Source organism: Mesorhizobium sp. WSM4819 (assembly GCF_055811215.1).
On record NZ_JBVVQO010000003.1, the window covers coordinates 128993 to 146920 of the forward strand.

Below are 17928 nucleotides of genomic sequence, written 5' to 3' on the forward strand. Positions count from 1 at the left end.
TTGGCCGTGAACCCCGCCTGTCAGCAGATTAGCGAATGTTTTCTTACGCCATCAACAAATTCCGACCGCGCTTAATCATATTTGATGTAAGCGAAGCGCTGATCGGTCGGCGGAGTGCCTTCCAGCGCGCCGCCTTCTCGGGCCGGCTGCCACTGGACGACATCCTCGATCTTTTTGGCCAGCTCGAAGTCTTTGTCGGTGATGCCCTTGGCCGCATGGTTCATCAGGCGCACCTCGACCCAGGCATAGGACGCCGTGATGTCGGGGTGGTGCCATGCCGCCTCGGCGAGATGGCCGACCGTGTTGATGACCATCAGTGTCGATTTCCAGCTGTGGGTCTTGTATTTGCGCCGGATCCAGCCGTTCTCGTAATACCATTTCGGCAGTTCCTTCTCGAGCCGGTCGGCAATCTCGGCTTCCGAATAGACCTTTTCCCTCGGCGTCTCGTTCATCTCGACCTCCGCGAATTGCCCGGTCCGTTCTCGCGCCGAGCCAAAAGAAGATAAAACGAATGCACTCTCTGCGGCTTGCCCCTTCGACGAAAACAGCTATCATGGCGACGGGCACCTAAACTTCCATGATGCGTCTATGATGCACCCATCGGGGGGTAGATGTCGAATTCTGTCACCTTACAAGTGCCCGCCCGCCTGCATCTTGGCTTCCTCGATCTCAATGGCGATACCGGGCGTCGCTTTGGCAGCGTCGGGCTGCCGCTGAGCGAACCCGAAACAACAGTCACCCTGTCACGGTCCAGCGAGACCATCGTCGGAGGCGCCGAGAGCCGGCGCGCCGGCGAACATCTGGCGACGCTCTGCAGCCATCTCGGCATTCGCGGTCAGCACCGTCTGGTGATCGAACAGTCGATCCCGAGCCATGCCGGCCTGGGCTCCGGCACGCAGATCGCCCTTGCCGTCGCCGCGGCGCTGCGCACGCTCCACAAACTGCCGCTCGATATCGGCAGCGATGCGACCCTGCTCGATCGCGGCGGACGATCCGGCATCGGCATCGCCAGCTTCGAAAGCGGTGGCGTCATTGTCGACGCCGGCAAGGACGACAGCGGCAGGCCGCCTCCGGTCGTGGCGCGACTGCCGTTCCCGGAAGAGTGGCGCGTCATCCTGATCCTCGACCATGGCGGGCATGGACTGCATGGCGATGCCGAGATCGCGGCGTTTCGTTCGCTGCCGCCGTTCCCGGCATCCGGCAGCGGTGAGATCTGCCGGCGGGTGCTGATGGGCATCATGCCGGCTCTCGTCGAGCACGACCTGCCAGCCTTCGGCGCCGCCGTCGCCGCCATCCAGATGCTGATCGGCACCCATTTCGCCCCGGCGCAAGGCGGCGTGTTCACCTCCAGGCGGGTCGAGAGCGTTGCCCACGCTCTCAACGAAGCAGGCGCCGTCGGCATCGGCCAGAGTTCGTGGGGGCCGACAGGGTTTGCCTTCGCCCCATCGCAAGACGCTGCAGTCAGCTTCGTCAGCGCGGTTCAGCAGACAGTTGAGGACGGCATCGAGATCAGGATCGTCAAGGGCAGGAATTCCGGCGCGAAGATCAGTTCGACCAGACTGGATCTCGTCGGCAGCTGACGGCTGGGCAACACCATCAGGTTCAAGAAGAAAGGCGAGAAATGGCCCGCAAACACATCCTGCACATGCTGACGCCGTTGAAGCATATGAGCCCTTTCGACGTGAACATGGCGCTCGATGCAGGTTTCGACGCCGTCGTCCCCTATGTCGATGTAAACCTGGGAGAGGTGACAGGCCTCGTGCAGGACGCGATCTTCTCGCGCCCGCCCGATGCGGGCGTCGATACCGGCATTTTTATCGCCGGCAAGGATGCCTCGCTGGCGCTCGACATGTTCGACGCAGCGCGAAAAGCGATGGTGCCGCCTTTCCAGGTTTCGGTATTTGCCGATCCGGCCGGCTCGTTCACCACGGCGGCGGCGATGGTGGCCAAGGTCGAAAAAGCGCTGGAGAAGAAATTCGAGCGCGGGCTGAAAGACACCAGGATCGCTGTCTTCGGCGCCACCGGCGTCGTCGGCTTCTGCACCGCCGTCATCGCCGCCAGGGAAGGCGCGGGGGTGACGCTGGTCGGCCATGACGGCATCGAAAGGGTCAAGCAGATCGCGGCCGAGATCAAGAGCCGGTTCAACATCGCCGTCGATGCGGCTGACGGATCGAGCGACGCCCGCAAGACGAAGCTGATCGAGGCGAGCGAGGTGATCCTGGCGTGCGCCAAGGCCGGCGTCCAGGTGGTCTCGAAAGCCCAGTTGAAAGGCGACGGCCTGCTCATTGCCGCCGACGTCAACGCGGTCCCGCCGGCCGGCATCGAGGGCGTGGCCGTCAATGCCAATGGCGATCCGCTCGAAGCGGCAAAAGCTGTCGGCATTGGTCCGCTCGCCATCGGCAACGTGAAATACAAGGTCGAATTCGGCCTCTTCAAAAGAATGATCGAATCCGAAAAAACCATCACGCTCGATTTCCAGGAAGCATTTTCCCTTGCACGCGAGACCGCCAAATAACGCCGGAACTCTGCTGATCGCGGCTATTTCAGGCCGGGCGCTGGCTGCCGCCGCGCGCCGCGCCGGCTATCGTCCGCTGGTCGCCGATTTCTTTTGCGATACCGACACGATCGCGCTTGCCGAGCGCGCGACGACGCTGCCGGGCGACCTGCAAGGCGGCATCGACGGCGAGCGCATCATCGAGACGCTTCGGCACCTGGCCGGAGACGACCAGCCGGTCGCCATCGTCCTGGGTTCGGGCTTCGAGCGGATGACGGAGACCGTCGACGAGATCGCGCGCCATTTTCCGCTCGCCGGCAACAGCGGCGCCGCGATCCGCTGGATCAAGGACCCGCAATTGCTGGCCGCCGATTGCGCCGAACTCGGCATTCCGCATCCGGATTTCCAATGGGACCCGCCGCCCGATCCGGAGAACTGGGTGGTGAAGACCGCAGGCGGCGCCGGCGGCGCGCATATCAGACGGGCCGCTGGAGAAACCCCGATTTTACAGTGTCAGGCTCCTGGCGGCCGCTATTTCCAGCGTTTCATTGCCGGCCGCAGTGTCTCGGCCCTGTTCGTCGGCGACGGCCAAAGCGCTGACATCGTCGGCTTCAGCCAACAATGGGCGTCGCCTGCCCCGGCAGCGCCCTATCGCTATGGCGGCGCCGTGCGGTTGAGACGCTTCGATCGCAGCCAGGCGGCGATGATCCGCGGCTGGCTTTCAGGTCTGGCGCGCCGCGCCGGCCTGGTTGGATTGTGCAGCGCCGATTTCATTCGCGGGCCGGATGGCTACAAGCTCATCGAGATCAATCCGCGGCCCGGCGCCACGCTCGACATTTTCGACGATGCCGACGCGCCACTGATCGAAGCGCATCTGCGCGCCGCGGCGGGCAAGAAATACCGCCTGCCGCGCTTCGTCGATTCGATGGCGTCGATGGTGACCTATGCGGCGGCGCCGATCGCCCGCTTTCCATCGATTGCCTGGCCTGAATGGACTGCCGACCATCAGTCGCCCGGCACCCGGCTGATCGCCGGCGATCCGGTCTGCACCATCTTCGCGCGCGGTCCGAGCGCCGATCTGACCAGGCGGCTGATCAAGGGACAAGCCAGCCGATTGCAACACCAATGGGAAGGAGACCGGGCATGAAAAACGGTTCGGCATTCCTCAACGACAATGCGCAGCGCATCATCGACGGCATGATCGGCGACGCCGAACGCCTGCGTATCGGCGTTTCCACCGGGCCTTTGGGCGAGCGCCTGATCGACGCCGGCGCCAAGGCCGCCGGCGGCGTCGAGGCCGGGCTGCGCATGGCGGAAGCCGCGATGGGCGGCCTCGGCAGCATTTCGGTGTGCATGGACCGTGGGTCGCCAAAATGGCCGTTCACCATCGAAGTGCGGTCGTCGCAGCCGGTGCTTGCCTGCCTGGGCAGCCAGTATGCGGGCTGGAACCTGTCGAGCCAGGATTATTTTGCCATGGGATCGGGACCGGCGCGGGCGCTCGCCCGCGTCGAACCGCTGTTCGAAACACTTTCCTATCGCGATACCGCGTCGTCCGCCGTGCTGATCCTGGAGACCGCCAAACCGCCGCCCCAGGCGATCGTCGAGAAGGTCGGCAGGGCAACCGGACTGGCACCCGAAAAGCTCACCTTCCTCTATGCGCCGACACAAAGCCTGGCGGGCGGCGTGCAGATCGTTGCGCGCGCGCTCGAGGTTGCCCTGCACAAGACCAACGATCTCAAGTTTCCGCTGGACAACGTTGTCGACGGCATCGGCACGGCGCCTATCCCCGCCCCGCATCCGGATTTCCTGACCGCCATGGGCAGGACCAACGACGCCATCATCTATGGCGGCAGCGTCCAGCTGTTCGTAAAAGGCTCGGCGAAAGACGCCAGCGAGCTCGCGGAGCGGTTGCCGAGCCACGCCTCGCGCGACCACGGCCACCCCTTCGCCGAAGTCTTCAAGCGGTTCAAGGGAGATTTCTATGCCATCGATCCGCTGCTGTTCAGCCCGGCCGAAGTGATCGTCACGGCGATCGAGACCGGCGATACGTTCCGCGCCGGCGAGCGTGATCTGCAGATGCTCGAACGGAGCCTCGGCTAGACCATGGCGCTGCAAATGGAACCGTCTGTCATCCGCCTGCCGGGCCGCCGCGCTGCATCCCTCACCCATCGAGGCGCGACAACGCGAAATACCGGTATCCAAGGCCTGACATGATCCCTCGCATCCTGATCGTCAGCGACGTCTCGGACGCCCGCTCCAAGGGCCTGGCGGCAAGGCTGGAGCGGCGTGGCGCCGTGGTCGCAACCGTGCCGCTGGCGGCAATCGCGTTCGACACCGGCAGCCCGAGCGGACTGTCGATCCCCGGCTTCGATGGCGCGCTGCCCGACGCCGTGCTTGTCCGTTCGATCGCCGCCGGATCGTTCGAAGCGGTCACCCGGCGTCTCGGCGTGCTGCACGCATTCGGCAAGCTTTCCATTCCGGTGTGGAATTCCGCGCAGGCGATAGAACGCTGCGTCGACAAGTCGATGACGACCTTCCTCCTGAAGAATGCCGGTGTGCCGACGCCGCCGACATTCGCGGTCGAGGGTCTTGCCATGGCCGAAGCGGTCGCCAGACGCGAACTGCCGTTCACGCCGCTGGTGCTAAAACCGCTTTTCGGCGCCCAGGGCCGCGGCATCCGGCTGATCGAAACACTGTCCGATCTCCCCGCCGAAGAAGAAGTGGACGGCGTCTACTATCTCCAGCATTACGTGCCGCGCCCCGGCCCTCCTTTCCGCGATTTTCGCGTTTTCGTCTGCGCCGGCGAGGTTTTGGCGATGATGAGCCGCCGTGGCGACGACTGGATCACCAACGTCAATCGCGGGGCGGTGCCCGAACTGGTTTCGGGGCAGGTTTCGCTGCATGGCGAAACCGAACTGGCGGCGCTGGCACGGGCCGCCGCCGCCGCTATCTCAGCGGATTTCGCCGGCGTCGATATCGTGCCGGCGGCAGACGGCAAGCTGTTGGTGCTGGAGGTCAACAGCATGCCCGCCTGGTCCGGGCTTCAATCGGTGGTCGCGGTCAACATCGCCGATGCGATTGCCGACGCCCTGCTGAAATTCCTGGCTGATCGCCCAGCTGATCACCCAGAGGCGGCGGCGTCGCGACCCTACCGCCTCACCGCGCCGGCGAATTCGTGACCGACGGCATGGCGCATTCGCGAGAACGCCTCCGGGCTGCCTACAAGGACGCCTGCCGGATGGAGATCGAGGCGCTGAAACCGGGCAACGTCCATCTGTTCGCCGACGGGCACGGCATGTCCGCCGCCCAGTTCATGACCAGCGCCGAGGTCTCGTCCGTCCCGCTGACCGATCCGCGCCTGCCGGTCGGACGGCGCATGCTGGAAGCGGTCCGCGCGACACGCCTGGCGGTCCAGACCAATACCAATCTCGGTATTATCCTTCTGGCAGGGCCCCTGCTATGCGCCGCTGAAATGGCGGGCGCCCAACTGCCCGACAATCGACTGCCTGACAATCGCCTGCGTGACAATCTCGACGCGGTGCTGCGCGCGATGAGCATGGACGATACCAGGGCGGTGTTCGAGGCGATCGTCGCCGCCGCGCCGGGCGGCCTCGGAGAGGCGGCGAACGATGTGCGGCAGGAGCCGAAGGTTCATCTGCTCGACGCCATGCGGGAGGCGGCCGACCGCGATATGATCGCCCGCCAGTATGCTACCGGTTTCGGCGACGTGTTCGGCGTCGGGCTTGCGGCTCTGCAAGCCGCCTTGGCGCGCGGCGAAGGCGGCATGTGGCCAACGGTGTTCGCCTATATGGCGTTTCTCGCCGGCTTCCCGGACAGTCATGTGGTGCGCAACCATGGCGCTGAAGCCGCAAATCAGGCGCGGCAAGAAGCTCTTGCCGTTGAAGCGGCGCTGCATGGCAATGACGACGAGACGTCACGCATTCGTCTGCTCATGGAGTTGGACCGCCGGCTGAAAGCGAACAGCGTCAACCCCGGCACCTCGGCCGACCTGACCGTGGCTACTCTTTTAGTCCACACTCTCGGCGTTCAGCTTGCATAATCGCAACGTTGGTGGTTGACTTTCAGGAGCGGAAGCTGGGCTTCCGCGGCTATCCAGCCAACCGGTCCGGATCCCCGGGCGCTGCCAACAAGGATAGCTGTCCATCGAGCGCTCGCTCGGTTTGCGGCGTCTTTGGACACCATTAACTGTGTCTTGGAGGAAAATTGGCATGGCAAAGATCTCGAAAGTAATGGTCGGTGAATCGCTGGTAGGAGACGGCAACGAAGTGGCGCATGTCGACCTGCTCATCGGCCCACGGGGGAGCGCAGTCGAAACAGCATTTTGCAACGCGCTGACCAACAACAAGGACGGCTTTACCTCCCTTTTGGCGGTGATCGCGCCCAATCTTCAGTGCAAGCCCAACACCGTGATGTTCAACAAGGTCACGATCAAGGGCGCCAAGCAGGCCGTGCAGATGTTCGGCCCGGCCCAGCATGCGGTCGCCAAGGCCGTGCAGGATGCCGTCGCCGAGGACATCATTCCCGCCAACGAGGCGGACGATCTGTTCATCTGCGTCGGCGTTTTCATCCATTGGGACGCCGCCGACGACGCCAAGATCCAGAAATACAATTATGAAGCGACGAAAGAAGCCATCCAGCGCGCGGTCTCGGGAACGCCAACCGCCGCCGAGGCCACGGCCAAGCGGGATCAGGTGAAGCATCCGTTCGCGGCTTAGACAAGAGACAGCCCCGCACAGGCAAAACCCTCCGCGGAGCCGGATGGTCTGTTGCGTCGCCTGAAAAAGCTTCTGGGCCTTTAGAGCATCGGACCCCAAAACCTGCCCTCGGAATTGACCCGAGGGTTGGGAACCGGTTTTGGGAAATCCGATGCTCCAGCAAAGAGATAGAGCGGCGAGACGATCGACTTGAGAGTTCGCCGCTCTAGATCCAAGGCACGGTTTCCGAGACCGAAGTTCGAGGTTGCCGCGAATGTCAGGCGCCAAGCGTTGCGAGGTGCCCCGGCGTGAGCGTGCCGTCATGCAGCGAGGTCGCAACCAGCGCCGCGGCGATACCGAGCGATGAAAGGGCGCGAATGTCAGCCTCGTTGCGCACCCCGCCGGCCGCGATAACGGAGCGGCTTCCAGCCTTCGCCTTGATCGCCTCGAGCCGCGTGAAATCGGGACCGGAGGCGGAGCCGACCTTGGCCAATGTCATGACGATCACCTTTTGCGGCCAAAGCGCCGGCTCGTCGAGAACTGATGCCGGACCGCGAAACCCATCGTCGAAGAAATCCAGCGACAGGATAAGCTCCGGATGACCGCAAAAACGCCGCAATAGCGCTTCGTCCTGCTGCGATTCGGATCCCACGACCGGGCAAAGCCAAGGTTCGGCAAGTGCTGCCGAAAGTGTTTTCTCGTCGGCGAAACCGGCATCGACCCAAAGCTCGGGCGGCTCCGCCATCGCCTCCAGCCGGGCAAGCGCGGCACTGTTTGGCGTTCCGCCTTCGATGGCATCGAGATCGGCGATATAGAAGGTCGGAAAAGGGTAAAGCCGGCGCAGACCCTCAGCGACCGCAACGACATCGGAAGTTTGGCTGAGCGGCGTGACGATCGGCCTGTAGCGATCGCGTTTTCCTTGCTGGGCGCGCACCACCTCGCCGCCTTTCAGGTCGAGAACCGGGATGATACGCAACGTTCTTTTTTCTCGCTGACCAACTGCCCCTGACCAACTCTGATGAAAGCTTGAAGCGTGGAAAAAAGAAAGAGCATCGTTGCCGGCTTCGATATTGGCGGCGCCCATCTGAAGGTGACGCGTGCGCAAGACGGCCGCATCGTCGAGGCTGTAACGATCGCCACGCCGCTTTGGCTAGGGCTCCATACCCTGACTTCGGCATTCGAGGAAACGGCCCCGATCTATGCCGGCGCCGATCTCAACGCATTCACCATGACCGGCGAACTGGCTGATATCTTTCCGTCCCGCGATGCCGGCGTCGCGGCCTTGCTGGATGAGATTTCAACGCGGGTCCCAGGCGAAAACTTGATCTATGCCGGACCGTCCGGATTTGTCGGGGTCGAGCAGGCAGCGCGGCTGAGCGCCGACGTCGCCTCTGCCAACTGGCATGCGACAGCGTCATTGGTGGCGAAACTCGCCGGCGATGCCCTGTTCGTCGACATGGGATCGACCACCACCGACATCATCGCCATTAGAAATGGCGCCGTCGCCAATGACGGCTACACCGATGCCGGACGGCTGCTGAGCGGCGAACTGGTCTATACCGGCTTCACCAGGACGTTCCTGTTCGGCGTCGCCTCGTCGGCCCCCGTCCGCGGCAGGCTGACACCGCTGATGAACGAGTATTTCGCCTCGATCACCGATGCGCACCGGATCCTCGGGGTGCTCGACGAAAAGGACGACAGGCACGCTTCCGCCGACGGCAAGGAAAAGACCGTCGATGGCTCGATCGCGCGGCTGGCGCGCATGATCGGGCGCGACGCCGCCGAGCTGACCCTGCCGGAATGGCATGAAATCGCGCGCTGGTTCAGCGAACAGCAATTGCGCAAGATCCACGACGCAGCGTCCCTGGTTGCCGGGTCCCTGGTTGCCGGGGCCGTTGCCCAGGATGCGCCGATCGTCGGCGCCGGAATCGGCCGCTGGCAGATCAGGCGGCTAGCCGAACGCATGGAACGCCGCTTCGTCGATTTCGCCGAAATCATCCCCGCAGATGACACCGTTCGCAGCGAAGCCAGTAGCGTGGCGCCCGCGTCAGCGGTGGCGCTGCTGGCGGGATCTCAATCGTAGGTGCTCTATGATGGCCATCCGATCAATTGGGGAGATGAGATACCGCCGTGGAATTGGCCCGGCTTGAAAGATCTCAACCCGTACCAGCGCATCCAAAATCGGACCGCGCGCAAGCTCGCAACAGGGTGGAAAGCTGACGTTCGGCATCCGCTCGGCGCATGTCCGGTCCGCGCCTGATATCGGCCATTGAGGTGACCATTGCCACTGCCTGAAAGCAGACATTGTTGGCGACCATTCGGGAGGTCGCGGGTGCGCCATTTCTTGACATTCCCGGCGCTTCTCCGAAGCTGACCTTCGCGCAAAGGCTCGAGTCGACCCGTTGTGAAAGTTCGTTCGCCCTCGGCTGAACTCACGCCCATGACCCGCGCCGGTCATAGCTTGTGCCAGCGTGAAAGTCGCGAAACGAAGCAGATGAGACAGCAGCTGTGGGAGATCGGCGCCAGCCGGCCCAGTAGGTTTGCCCGCTATTCGGCTATGGCGGATTTTCCGCAGTCGGATACCTACCGTAAGCGTCGGTCGACACAGCTATATGCAAATGGATGCTATACACCGTAGCCCTCACTGAGCGCCCGCAAGCTCCAAAGCTCCAATCCAATGCTGCTTGTCCTCGGCAATCGCAAATTTCTCCTTGCGCTCGCGGTCCAGCGTCCAACCGGGCGTCATCTGCTGGGCTTCCTCAAGTTCGTGTTGGGCAAGGTTGAGAAACTTCTTCTTCTCGGGATCTTCGACCGTCTCGCTCAGGCGCGCATAGCTGGCGGCCAGGTGCAAGGGTACGCGCGGCTCCGGTTCTTTCATACTCAAAAGGGACGTTACCGACTGGCTGTAGTCACGCGCATGGAAATAGGCCGCGCCCAAACACCAGAAATACCATTCCGGGTGACCGGCATTCATCCGCATCGCCCGACGGATCTGTCCGGCCGCTCGCAGCGCTTCGGCCCTACCCAGATAAGCCAGAAGATCGGCATGGAGGACGAGCAACCCTGGGTCCGCGGGGCCGCTGTTTTTGTTCAACTTAAGCGCTTGGTCGTAAGTAGCAATTGCCTCGCAGAGAAGCTCATTGCTCTCCTCTGCCCGGCCATGAAATTCAGCGAGACCCGCCTTGGCATGAAGGACCATGGCATAGCCCCAGAGATTGTAGTAATCACGGGGATTTTCGTTCTTAGCCCTCAGGGCTTTTTGATCAGCAAGACGCAGCTGCTCATCGGGATGATCGCTCAAAAGGTCCTGATATCGGACAAGATGCACATAAGCGATATCGCCAAGGGCCTGCCAAAAATCCGGTTTCACCTCTAACGCACGCTCAAACTGTTCCTGCGCCATCTGCATCGATTCGCGAGTATGCCGGTTCAGGAACTCCCGCCCCTGTCTATAGTGCTCGAGTGCCTGGCTGCTTCTATCGGGTTTTGCTTTTGCTTTCGCCATTGGTCCTCTCCACTTACGAGTGAATGTTTGCGAGCTGGCCTCCGCGCGCGGTTGCACACGGTCTTGGGGGTGACCTGAGGGCCGCTAGGCGCCGGCTATTTGCAAAGCGCGGATCCAGTGCTCCTTGGCCTCTTGAGACGAGAACTTTTCCCGTTGCTCCCGCTCCATGGTCCAGTCCGGGCTCAACTGACGGAATGTCGAAAGCTCCTTACGCGCCTGGTCGAGAAGGGTAGGTTTGTCCTTATCCGCAGCGGTCTCGCTCAACCGCGCATAACAGGCGGCTAAATGCAGGTGCACGCGCGGCTGAGGGTCCTTCATCCGCAAAAACGTGGCCACCGCTTCGTCGTATTCGTGTGCGTGAAACAATGCCGCGCCCAACGACCAGAGATACCATTCAGGATGGAACGGGTTGATCTCCATTGCGCGATGAATTTGCTCGACACCTCGTCGAGCGGCCGCTTCTCCTTGATATGCGAGGAGGTCCGCGTGCATGACGAGCAGCCCTGGGTCGCTCTGGTTCGATTTGATCGCCAAGTCGTAGGTCGCGATCGCATCGCGCAGGAGTTGGTCGCTCTTCTCTTTTAATCCCTTCTGCTCGGCGGCGCCTGCGCGAGCGTGAAGAACCATTGCGTAGCCCCAGATGTTGTAATAGTCGTCCCTCGCAGCCTGCATCGCGCGGAATGCCATGTCGTTCGCAATTGCAAGGTCCCGATCGGGATCCTGACTCCAAAGCTCCTGGTATCGAACCAGATGCACGTAGGCCAGGTCGCTGAGCGCATGCCAATAGTGCTCATCCAAGGCTAATGCCTTTTCGAACATATCCTGCGCATTATCTATAGATTCCTTCGTGTATTCGTCTAAATATTCGCGGCCTTTCCAATAGTAATCTTTAGCAAGCAGGTTCGAAGTTTCCTTCTCCATTGCTTGCTCTTCCTCCGCGAAGCGCACCTCAACGGAGAGAGATGAAACAATATGCTGCAATATATCATCCTGAACGGAAAACAATTCTGTCATATTGCGGCTGTAGCGTTCGGCCCAGATATGTTCTCCTGTCGTGGCATCGATAAGCTGCGCGTTGACGCGGAGGCGGTCGGCATCACGTTGCACGCTTCCCTCAAGGATATAGCGCACGCCAAGCGCGTGGCTAATCTCTTGGGTCGTTGCCGTCCTATCCTTGTAGGCGTTGGCAGAGTTGTTCGCTACGACGAACAGGTTCTTGAACTTCGCAAGGTCGGTGGTCAGGTCGTTCGTTAGACCGGAACTGAAGTAATCATAATCGGGATTTCCTCCAATATTTTGTAGCGGCAGGACTGCGATTGAAGGGCGGTCGGGCCGCGAAGCCTGCGGCCTCATGACGCCAAATGAATCAAAGACTTGCGGGCGAAATAACAGTAGCGGCACGGCTATTGCCGCAACCGCGGCCAGTACCGCGCCGACAGCGGCTGCCCGCCGGACGGCCCGACGCGTGCGAAGTCTGCCGATCAGCCGCGGGCGCTCCATCAGCACCTGATAAACCTGCATCGGCTCGGCGATGTTTTTCAGTTTCCGGCGACCGAGGTCAAGAAATCCGACTTCAAGCTTGTTCCGCACCTGGCGGTAGACATCGCTCGAAATCAAGACAGTCCCCGGGCTGGCCTGAGCCTGAAGCCGGGATGCGATATTCACGCCGTCGCCCTGCAGACTGTCGCCTTCGACTACAACGTCGCCCAGATGGATTCCGATACGCAGGAGCATGCGGCGGCGCTCTTCCAACTGTGCATTTTCGCGCGTCAGACTTGATTGGATCTCCAGCGCGCAGCGGGAAGCCTCTACGGGGCTGGGAAATTCAGCGACAAAGCTGTCGCCCGCTCTGCCGAAGACTCGGCCCTGATGGAGTGCGACGAGGCGATGTACGATTTCCAGGTACGAATGGAGGAGCGCTAGCGTTGCTTCCTCTGCCTCCTCGACCAAGCGAGAGTAACCGACCACGTCGGCGGCAAGGATAACGGCGAGCTTCCGCTGCACCTGCTCCATGCGTGCCCCATAAGCACCACGCCTCCACAGGTGCGGTGCGGTGATCCCCCAGCCCGACTGCGGGAAATCAGCCAATTATAACTTTAGATGAAGCTTATACTCCGGCACAAAACGTTGCAAGCTGCGTAAAGGAGCGCCCCACGCCCTCCTCCTCCACGCCACCTTCTCGTGTGACGACAATCAGGACCCAAAGATCCTCGTCCCGAAGCACTTGAACGCCGGCCATGCCGCGACCCCATTGCACGCCTTTTGGTCCCTCGCAGCTACGCGGACAGGTCGGTTCCTACGTCCGCTCTGGCCAAAGAACCTGACTTCCGAGCGGATGGCTGCATAGGTCATGAAATGGCGCTGCCCGGCCGCGCGCCACAGATAGTGGCAAAAAGGCGCTGGTCCGCGCTGGATGGCTGCAAAGGGTGGTCGACTCCGGCCGCTGCGCAAGGTCCGCTGTGGAGAAGCGCCCTGAATGTCGCGAATTGGCGCGATCGAGCCGGCCGGTGCATCGCGCCAGCAAGCTGGATTGCGACGCCTGTGCCCTGAAGCCCCGCTGTTGCCCGAAGGAGCCGGCGCGCAAGGTGCTGCGCTCGATCTATGAGGGCGCGCGCGACATGGCCCGCGACATCGCCAAGACCGACGCCTACCAGATCTCACGCTATCAGCGGAAGAAGGTGGAGATGCTGTCGCGCACCTCAAGCGCATCCTGAAGCTCGATCGATTGCGATTGCGCGGCCCCTGTGGTGCCCGCGATGAGTTCCACCTTGCAGCCATCGCCCAGAACCTCAGGAAATTGGCCAAGATATGCACCCTCGGGACACCCATCCGAGCCACTTAGGGCGAGGAGGTCGCGTCGACCTTAATCAAGACGCTTCGGTGCGAGTGGATCCACGGCTTCATCGCCAACTTCTTCAACACTATCCGCCGATACCGTTGAAAAAGTCCGTGACCAAGCGCAGGATTGTTCGTCGTCTCCGCGTGGCTTGATCGCGGCGGGGGAAAGCCGCCCAGCTAGTCAACGTCAGGTCACGACGCGTTGAAGGCACTGGCAGAGGCCAGCACAAGCGAGCACTAAACCACGCTGCGGGCGACGAGCATACCTGCTACGCCGGCGCATCGACCGATCGCAACTGAACGGAGGTGAACAATGAGCACGACACGTCCAGCCGGGCCAATAGCCGGCAGAATGATGCTTCATGCGCTGGCGCGGAACTGGTGGCTGATCCTGCTGCGCGGCATCTGTGGGATTCTGTTCGGCGTGCTGACCTTCATCTGGCCGGGTATCTCGCTTGTGACGCTCGTCGTGCTCTACGGCGCCTATGCGCTCGTCGACGGCGTGCTGGCGCTCATTGCAGCCATCAAGGGCGGGGCGCCGGCGCCGCGATGGTGGATGGCGCTGGTCGGCGTGCTCGGCATCCTTGCGGGTCTGGTCGCGATGGCCTTGCCGGGCATGACCGCGATCGTGCTTGTCTTGTTTATAGCCGGCTGGATGATCGCCACCGGCGTCATGCAGATCATCGGCGCGATCCGGCTCAGGAAGGAGATCGACAACGAGTGGTGGCTGGTCGCGGCGGGAGCGCTATCCGTGCTGGTCGGCGCGATCATCGCGATAGCTCCGGGCGCCGGGGCGCTCGGTCTGCTCTGGGTCATCGGCGCCTATGCCATCGTCTTCGGCGTGATGCTGGTCGGGCTGGCGTTCCGGCTGCGCAGGCACAGCCATGAGGGCCACGCCCATGGGGCGGCCGCATAATGCCGGACCCGCTTCCCTCCCGGAACGAAGGCGTGGCGAAGTCGGCCGTCCGCGACTTTGTCGCGAGGGTGACGAAGGACGGCGGCCCGGACTGCGTGCCGCCGGCCGAACGCATCGCGCCAACCTTGACCGCTACCAGATCGTCAAAGGTTGGCTCGACAAGAATGGCAATCTGCACGAGAAAATCTACGACGTCGCATGGTCGGGCGACCGCAAGCCAGGCGGCGACGGCAAATTTCGTTCGGTAGGCAGCACCGTCGATGTGGAGAATGCGACCTGGACGAATACGATCGGCGCGCCCGAGCTCATCAAGGTGTGGAAAGACCCGGAGTTCGACCCGAGGTTGCCCGCCCTCTACTGCGACCGAGTGATCGAGATCCCGACGCCGCGCCGGACTGCCTACGATGCCAAGCGATATGGGGTCGACTCTCTGCCGGGGACAGCAATGACGATCACCGAGCGAGCCTACACATCGCCGATCTGGTACACGCCGCTGACCTCGCGCGGTGTCGCAATTCACCCCTTTCCAGACCTTCTTCCAACAAAACAGGAAGGCCTGGCTTGGGTCATGAGTGCTGGTTCGGCTGAACGTTCGTTTCCGAGATGCTTATTGGCGGCAGGAAGGTCCGGTCAGGGTCAGGAATACCGGTTCCGCCGAACGTCAGCTTTTGAGCAACATTTCGGCTCGGGAATGGCCGGTTAGGGGCAGATCACGACGATGCCCATTGTGAGCTGAATGTCCGCCCTAGAAGATCCGTAGCCAGAAGCTGAACGTCTCCTTCCGGCCCACTCCAGTCATCGTGCATACCGGGCTCAATGCCCGCAAAAGGATCGAACACCGCCGTTTGAGATCAGCGCCACCGCCACCGCGTACCATGCTAAAACGCGTCAGCCCGGACGCTTACCCTGGTTCAGCATATCCGGTTCACCCCCGCGCATCCTCGCCGCTGGCATCCTCGGCCGCGAGGTGATCGCAAACACGCTGCATCAGCCAGCCCCAGGCTTCTTTCTCGCCCTCGCCCGCAGTCTTTTCGATGGCAATCGAAAGGTAGGCGATTTCCGCCTCGATCTTGTCGCGCGGCAGCATGCCGAGCCGGCTGACCAGGATGGCCAGTTCCAGCACCGCCGCCTTGGCGCGGTTGAAGCCGGTGAACGGCGCATGCGTTTCCTCCTGCACCACGCGGCAGAAATGGCGAGGCCGCATGGCATCGTCGTCGACGCTTTCGACTTCGAGGACCGAATGCGCGAGCGCCGCTGCGAGACGCGGCACTGGAAACCCGTCGACGGCAACGGTCGGCCAATGCTTGCGGCCAGTCAGGCAGCCGGCAAAGATGCGGACGTCATCGGTGTAATTGGCAATGGCGAACGGCACTTCGGCGAGATTGTCGAGCGTGATGGACGGCCGGAACGGCGCGATGACCCAGCCGTCCTCCTCGGCGATGATGCCGATCGGCGCGATGTGGACGTCGCCGGCTTTGTTGACCGTAGTGATGATCGATTCGCGAATGAACGGCATGGTTTAGCGCTCTTTCTTCGCGCGGAGCGTGTGGCCCGGTTCCGCAAGACGGCTGCGGTCGGTTTCGGGAGCCGGCGCGGCAACGCCCCATGCGAGCGGCTCGTCCTGCACATAGCGCTTGCCGAGGCGCCACGCGATCTCGGACTTCATCAGTTCGGCGCCGAGATAGAACGCGTGTGCTCCATCCGCCTCAACGCCAAGCCCGGCAAAGAGTTCGAACGCATCGGTGGCAACCGCGTGCCCCTTGCCGTTGAAAACATGGATGCCGTCCTCGGCGGTCATAATGCGGAAGTTGGTGTCGCGCACCTCCGCCGCCAGTGCTGCGATATCCTCGGTCGAGGCGGTGAACGGCTTGCGGTCGTGAACCTGCAGCAGCCCTGGATGGTAACTTCGCGGCAGCGCACCGTCACTCTTGGCGGCAAACAGGATGCGGCGGGCAATGTCGTGCTCCTCGATGGTTCGCAGCGTGTGCGGGCTGACGTGCACGGCAAGCACGTTTCGGATCTGAAGTTCCGAGCAGAGCCCGGCCAGAACCGCGGTAACGCCGGAACTGTCGGCGTCGGTCAATTCGGTGAGATTGCCGGTGCCCATCAGCAGCTCGACCTCGGGCCAGCGGCGGCGCGCCTCGATGAAACGCGCGAGTGAGGCGGCAAAGCCGAAATGGATCGGGTCGAGCACCGGATCGGCGAGGAAGGCGATGCCGGCCTTTTGCGCCGCTTCGATGGCCCGTCCGAGCGAATCCAGGTCGCCGGGCGTGGACGGGATCAGCACTGGCACGGCCTTGTGGTCCAGGGCCAACGGCAGCGTGTTCTCATCGAGGCTGAGAAGAAAATCCGCACCGGCGCCTGCGCCGATCGACAGTTCGTCTGACCTGGCGGAATCGACGCTGACCAGATATCCCTGTGCCTTCAGTTCGCGCACCGCCTCGTCCAGCAACGGAAACGGTGTTTCCGGCAGGCAGCCGAGATCGATGACGTCGGCGCCGGCCGCGGCCAGCGTCCGTGCTCTCGCCACCAGCGCCTCGACCGACAGCATTGGCGCATCGACGATTTCGGCGAAGATGCGCATGTCGTGACGCGAAAGGTCAGGCGCCTCGCCCGTCCGGCCGAGAAAGGCCGGCAGATCGGCGATCTCGTCGGGCCCGCGCACGAAGGGCACGCCGAAATGCTCCGACAGATGCTCGATGTCGCCGCGATAGCGGCCTGGCAGGATGACGCGATCGGCGGCGCCTGCCAAGGTAAGCCGCCGCTTGATGATGTCTTCGCTCATCAGCGCCGCGACCTTGACGCCGATGTCGATGATCTCCCAGGCAAATTCGGTTTCGCCCAGTCCGGCCAGCAGCCTTTCCAGCCGGACTTTTGCCAGATGGCCGGTAAGAAAGACCAGCCGCTCAGCCATGGCTTGCGAGTTCGGCGTGGCGCCGCCTGACCGAGGCTTCGAGATCGGCAAGCGACTCGACCACCTGGGTTCGCTCAAAACTCTTCAGCTGGTTGGTATTCTCGAGGTCGATGCTGCGCGGATAGACCTTGACCAGCCCATGCGGCGCCATGGTTTCGAGTTCCGGCGCGGTGTCGCAGGCAAAGACGATGGCCGGCACCCGGCATTTTCCGGCCTGGGCAAAGACGTTGGTGGCGAGCGTGTCGGAAATGCCGTGCACGCATTTGGCGACCGTGTTGGAGCTGGCCGGCGCCACCACCACCGTATGATAGACGCCGTGATAGAATTCACCGACCGGGATCGCGCTCGCCGTCTTGTCGTGCAGCACGCGCGTCGTCTCCGGGAAATCGAGCTTGAGCTTGTACATGCGCAGCACTTCGTTGGCGGCTTTCGACACAAAGACATCGCAATGCTCGATCTGGTGGATGAGTGCAAAACTCTCCGTAAAAAAATGACCGGAACCGGTCAAAACCCATGCCCAGCGCGGCGTATGCAGCATCGCCATCG

The 17928-nt window shown here is 62.5% G+C and carries 16 protein-coding genes and 2 pseudogenes; 11 read left to right on the forward strand and 7 right to left on the reverse strand.

The features are described from left to right. Positions 1–71: 71 nt before the first annotated feature. Positions 72–452, reverse strand: coding sequence for a 4a-hydroxytetrahydrobiopterin dehydratase (locus AC0L18_RS04415; RefSeq protein ID WP_473490778.1), 381 nt, complete (start codon positions 450–452; stop codon positions 72–74). A 159-nt stretch (positions 453–611) separates the two neighbouring features. Here AC0L18_RS04415 and AC0L18_RS04420 point away from each other — a divergent pair, with 159 nt between their 5' ends. The 7 genes from AC0L18_RS04420 (at position 612) to fae (ending at position 7230) form a co-directional block, all read left to right on the forward strand. Continuing rightward, positions 612–1580, forward strand: coding sequence for a beta-ribofuranosylaminobenzene 5'-phosphate synthase family protein (locus tag AC0L18_RS04420; protein WP_473490779.1), 969 nt, complete (start codon positions 612–614; stop codon positions 1578–1580). A gap of 41 nt (positions 1581–1621) precedes the next feature. Continuing rightward, entirely contained in the window at positions 1622–2515 is an 894-nt protein-coding gene (locus tag AC0L18_RS04425) for an NAD(P)-dependent methylenetetrahydromethanopterin dehydrogenase (protein WP_473490780.1), read from the forward strand. Next, entirely contained in the window at positions 2493–3641 is a 1149-nt protein-coding gene (locus tag AC0L18_RS04430; RefSeq protein WP_473490781.1) for an ATP-grasp domain-containing protein, read from the forward strand. The genes AC0L18_RS04425 and AC0L18_RS04430 overlap by 23 nt, the downstream gene beginning before the upstream one ends. Further along, positions 3638–4594 (forward strand): methenyltetrahydromethanopterin cyclohydrolase, encoded by a 957-nt coding sequence (gene mch / locus AC0L18_RS04435; protein WP_473490782.1) that lies wholly within the window; start codon positions 3638–3640, stop codon positions 4592–4594. Before AC0L18_RS04430 ends, mch begins: the two co-directional genes overlap by 4 nt. A gap of 110 nt (positions 4595–4704) precedes the next feature. Continuing rightward, positions 4705–5673 (forward strand): ATP-grasp domain-containing protein, encoded by a 969-nt coding sequence (locus AC0L18_RS04440; protein ID WP_473490783.1) that lies wholly within the window; start codon positions 4705–4707, stop codon positions 5671–5673. Beyond that, positions 5670–6554: a triphosphoribosyl-dephospho-CoA synthase gene (locus AC0L18_RS04445; RefSeq protein ID WP_473490784.1), complete on the forward strand. Its 885-nt coding sequence runs from the start codon at positions 5670–5672 to the stop codon at positions 6552–6554. The genes AC0L18_RS04440 and AC0L18_RS04445 overlap by 4 nt, the downstream gene beginning before the upstream one ends. A gap of 169 nt (positions 6555–6723) precedes the next feature. Next, a complete protein-coding gene (fae, locus tag AC0L18_RS04450) occupies positions 6724–7230 on the forward strand; it encodes a formaldehyde-activating enzyme (RefSeq protein WP_029350398.1) in 507 nt (168 codons plus the stop codon). Positions 7231–7486: 256 nt separating this feature from the next. On the opposite strand, the gene AC0L18_RS04455 is transcribed toward fae, so the two are convergent. Next, the gene (locus tag AC0L18_RS04455; RefSeq protein ID WP_473490785.1) at positions 7487–8185 is read right to left on the reverse strand and encodes a HisA/HisF-related TIM barrel protein; all 699 of its coding nucleotides are present in this window, start codon (positions 8183–8185) and stop codon (positions 7487–7489) included. A gap of 57 nt (positions 8186–8242) precedes the next feature. On the opposite strand from AC0L18_RS04455, the gene AC0L18_RS04460 reads away from it, so the two are divergent. Then, positions 8243–9292, forward strand: coding sequence for a hydantoinase/oxoprolinase family protein (locus AC0L18_RS04460; RefSeq protein ID WP_473490786.1), 1050 nt, complete (start codon positions 8243–8245; stop codon positions 9290–9292). Positions 9293–9850: 558 nt separating this feature from the next. Here AC0L18_RS04460 and AC0L18_RS04465 read toward each other — a convergent pair. Together AC0L18_RS04465 and AC0L18_RS04470 are read right to left on the reverse strand one after the other, a co-directional pair. Next, positions 9851–10714 carry a hypothetical protein gene (locus tag AC0L18_RS04465; protein ID WP_473490787.1) on the reverse strand — a complete coding sequence of 288 codons (864 nt, stop codon included), beginning with the start codon at positions 10712–10714 and terminating at the stop codon, positions 9851–9853. Positions 10715–10798: 84 nt separating this feature from the next. Continuing rightward, entirely contained in the window at positions 10799–12727 is a 1929-nt protein-coding gene (locus tag AC0L18_RS04470) for an adenylate/guanylate cyclase domain-containing protein (RefSeq protein ID WP_473490788.1), read from the reverse strand. 497 nt (positions 12728–13224) lie between these two features. Here AC0L18_RS04470 and AC0L18_RS04475 point away from each other — a divergent pair. The 3 genes and pseudogenes from AC0L18_RS04475 to AC0L18_RS04485 form a co-directional block, all read left to right on the forward strand. After that, positions 13225–13556, forward strand: a pseudogene (locus tag AC0L18_RS04475) (transposase); the annotation flags it as partial. Positions 13557–13865: 309 nt separating this feature from the next. Continuing rightward, the gene (locus AC0L18_RS04480) at positions 13866–14468 is read left to right on the forward strand and encodes an HdeD family acid-resistance protein (protein WP_473490789.1); all 603 of its coding nucleotides are present in this window, start codon (positions 13866–13868) and stop codon (positions 14466–14468) included. A 118-nt stretch (positions 14469–14586) separates the two neighbouring features. Next, positions 14587–14961 (forward strand): annotated as a pseudogene (locus tag AC0L18_RS04485) (DUF3604 domain-containing protein); the annotation flags it as partial. Positions 14962–15393: 432 nt separating this feature from the next. On the opposite strand, the gene AC0L18_RS04490 reads toward AC0L18_RS04485, so the two are convergent. The 3 genes from AC0L18_RS04490 to AC0L18_RS04500 are packed head-to-tail and all read right to left on the reverse strand — an operon-like array spanning position 15394 to position 17926. Beyond that, positions 15394–15984 (reverse strand): DUF447 domain-containing protein, encoded by a 591-nt coding sequence (locus tag AC0L18_RS04490; RefSeq protein ID WP_473490790.1) that lies wholly within the window; start codon positions 15982–15984, stop codon positions 15394–15396. A gap of 3 nt (positions 15985–15987) precedes the next feature. Further along, positions 15988–17382, reverse strand: a complete 1395-nt coding sequence (locus AC0L18_RS04495) for a DUF6513 domain-containing protein (protein WP_473490791.1) — start codon at positions 17380–17382, stop codon at positions 15988–15990. Next, positions 17375–17926, reverse strand: coding sequence for a flavoprotein (locus tag AC0L18_RS04500; protein ID WP_473490792.1), 552 nt, complete (start codon positions 17924–17926; stop codon positions 17375–17377). Before AC0L18_RS04500 ends, AC0L18_RS04495 begins: the two co-directional genes overlap by 8 nt. Between the last annotated feature and the right edge of the window lie 2 nt (positions 17927–17928).

Bases quoted from the DNA above. Each gene is read 5' to 3' on its own strand.
- AC0L18_RS04415 (WP_473490778.1), bottom strand. From the start codon at position 452: ATGAACGAGACGCCGAGGGAAAAGGTCTATTCGGAAGCCGAGATTGCC.
- AC0L18_RS04420 (WP_473490779.1), top strand. From the start codon at position 612: ATGTCGAATTCTGTCACCTTACAAGTGCCCGCCCGCCTGCATCTTGGC.
- AC0L18_RS04425 (WP_473490780.1), top strand. From the start codon at position 1,622: ATGGCCCGCAAACACATCCTGCACATGCTGACGCCGTTGAAGCATATG.
- mch (WP_473490782.1), top strand. From the start codon at position 3,638: ATGAAAAACGGTTCGGCATTCCTCAACGACAATGCGCAGCGCATCATC.
- AC0L18_RS04440 (WP_473490783.1), top strand. From the start codon at position 4,705: ATGATCCCTCGCATCCTGATCGTCAGCGACGTCTCGGACGCCCGCTCC.
- fae (WP_029350398.1), top strand. From the start codon at position 6,724: ATGGCAAAGATCTCGAAAGTAATGGTCGGTGAATCGCTGGTAGGAGAC.
- AC0L18_RS04465 (WP_473490787.1), bottom strand. From the start codon at position 10,714: ATGGCGAAAGCAAAAGCAAAACCCGATAGAAGCAGCCAGGCACTCGAG.
- AC0L18_RS04470 (WP_473490788.1), bottom strand. From the start codon at position 12,727: ATGGAGCAGGTGCAGCGGAAGCTCGCCGTTATCCTTGCCGCCGACGTG.
- AC0L18_RS04480 (WP_473490789.1), top strand. From the start codon at position 13,866: ATGAGCACGACACGTCCAGCCGGGCCAATAGCCGGCAGAATGATGCTT.
- AC0L18_RS04490 (WP_473490790.1), bottom strand. From the start codon at position 15,984: ATGCCGTTCATTCGCGAATCGATCATCACTACGGTCAACAAAGCCGGC.
- AC0L18_RS04495 (WP_473490791.1), bottom strand. From the start codon at position 17,382: ATGGCTGAGCGGCTGGTCTTTCTTACCGGCCATCTGGCAAAAGTCCGG.
- AC0L18_RS04500 (WP_473490792.1), bottom strand. From the start codon at position 17,926: ATGGCGATGCTGCATACGCCGCGCTGGGCATGGGTTTTGACCGGTTCC.